Origin of the sequence: Colwellia sp. TT2012 (assembly GCF_001440345.1) — a bacterium.
Taxonomy (GTDB): Bacteria; Pseudomonadota; Gammaproteobacteria; order Enterobacterales; family Alteromonadaceae; genus Colwellia.
The window spans coordinates 1-837 of record NZ_LJYX01000122.1; the positions used below are offsets into that span (position 1 = coordinate 1).

1 pseudogene is annotated in these 837 nt (G+C 36.4%); it reads left to right on the forward strand.

From position 1 onward, the window contains the following. A pseudogene (locus ASU03_RS19060) lies at nt 1-220 on the forward strand (IS110 family transposase); the annotation flags it as partial. Nucleotides 221-837: the final 617 nt, after the last annotated feature.

Consider the following 837-nt stretch of genomic DNA (forward strand, 5'->3'; position numbering starts at 1 on the left):
GCGAATGATACGTGGTGGGCGACATCAAATACGTACTGCCATGTTCATGTCAATGATGTCGGCCATACAATGTAACCCTGTATTTAAGGCGACTTATCAGCGTTTAGTCGCCGCAGGAAAACCAAAGAAAGTAGCGATAATTGCCTGTGTAAGAAAGATGATTGTGATCTTAAATTCGATGGTAAGAGATGGTGTCTATTGGGATCCTAAAATGAGTTAGAAATTAATAATTGACACCATAGTCACTTGTTAGTTATGCGGACTTGATGCGGCTTGACCGCCCTCTTTAGCAAAACCAACAAACCTTAAATTTTGTAACCGCTACACTATCAACAAATTACAGAGAAGTTAAGGCTTAAAGTTAATTACACAATATGGAAGTTTGAATAATAAATGACAAAGGGTAAACCTAGGCACTTCCTGTGATGAATCGTTTTTATTAACAAACTCACCAGAATTTATTAACTACTTCCCCTGTAAAAACTGATAGCAAACTAACGCTTAACATAAGCGGAAAAATGCAGTTGGCTATAATTTTTGAGGAACGAAAAAAGCCAACTGTATTTTTTCCGTTTAATGTTCTTGTTAGTTATGCGGACTTGATGCGGCTTGACCGCCCTCTTTAGCAAAACCAACAAACCTTAAATTTTGTAACCGCTACACTATCAACAAATTACAGAGAAGTTAAGGCTTAAAGTTAATTACACAATATGGAAGTTTGAATAATAAATGACAAAGGGTAAACCTAGGCACTTCCTGTGATGAATCGTTTTTATTAACAAACTCACCAGAATTTATTAACTACTTCCCCTGTAAAAACTGATAGCAAACTAACGC